We start from the raw sequence: 1,246 nt of genomic DNA on the forward strand, positions 1-1,246 counted from the left end.
CGGCCTCGCCGTGGTCGCGGTGGCCGGCCTGACCGACCGGGTGGGCGCCGACCCGGTGCTGGTGGTCGCACCGGTGCTGGTGCTGGCCGCCGGCACCGCGCTGCTGCTCCGGCTGCCGCCGCTGCTGGCCCGGCTGGCCGACCGCCGGGCCGTCCGCGGCGAGCGGCTCGGACCGGTGCTGGTGGCCGGTGACCTGGCCCGCCGAGGGCCGGCCTCCGGCGCGGCCGCGCTGCTGGTGCTGGCCACCGCGGCGGTCGTGGCCGCCGCCGGGGTGCACGCCACCTGGGCCTTCTCCCGCACCGACCAGGCCGACCTGCGGGTGGGCACCGACCTCGCCGTCCCCGCCGACGGGTTGGACGCCGCCGCGGTGCGCGCGGCCACCGGCGGCACGGTCAGCCCCGCGCTGGAGCGGGCGGTGTCCCTCGGCTCCGTGCTGCGCACCGACGGCGCCGCACCCCGGCTGGTCGCGGTGGACACGGCGCAGGCCGGGGCTGTGCTGCGCGGTCGGCTGCCCCAGGGACAGGACTGGGCCTCGGCCGCCGCCGGCCTGGTCCCCGGGCCGGCGCCGGCCGGTGTGCCCGGACCGGGCACGGTCTCGGTCAGCGGCAGCGCGGGCCGGCAACCGGTCTCGGTCACGACGACCGTGCTGCTGGCCGGGGACCTGCCGGTCGTCGCCGCCGGTGCGACCACCCCGCTGGACGGCGCCCCCCACGACACCGGGGTCGCCGTGCCGGCCGGCGGCGCCGTGGTCGGGGTGGTCCTGGACCTCGCCGTGGACGAGGTGACCGGCGACCCCGAGGGCACCGTGCCCCTCTCCGTCGACGTGGTGCTCCCGGGCGCGGCGGGCGGCTGGTCGGTCACCGCACCCGGGACCGACGGCGGCGTGCTGGACCCGCGGGTGGCGGAGGATCGGCTGCAGCTGACCGGACGGCTGTTCCCGACCGGTCTCGCCCTGGCGACCGCACGGGTCGTGCTGACCCCGGCGCCGTCGCCCACGGTGCTGCCGGTCGTGCTGTCCGGCGGGCTCGCCGGCGACCTCGGGCTGGACGACGGAGACGCGTTCTCCCTCACCGTCGGCGGCGCCGCGCTGCGGGCGCAGCTGACCGGCACGGTGCCCGACGTCCCCTCGGTGCCCGGCGGGCCGGGTGTGCTGGCCGACGCCGGCACGCTCACCCGCGCCCTGCTCGCGGCCGGGCAGCTGCCCACCGCGCCGCAGGCCTGGTGGGTCGGCGGGCCGCGCCCCGGG

The 1,246-nt window shown here is 80.8% G+C and carries 1 protein-coding gene; it reads left to right on the forward strand.

Features of this window, described 5'->3' with window-relative positions:
- A partial coding sequence (locus tag NH342_RS22995; protein ID WP_253018704.1) for a hypothetical protein occupies positions 1–1,246 on the forward strand: 1,246 nt, incomplete at both ends.

Origin of the sequence: Klenkia sp. PcliD-1-E, from assembly GCF_024124375.1 — a bacterium.
GTDB lineage: Bacteria > Actinomycetota > Actinomycetes > Mycobacteriales > Geodermatophilaceae > Klenkia.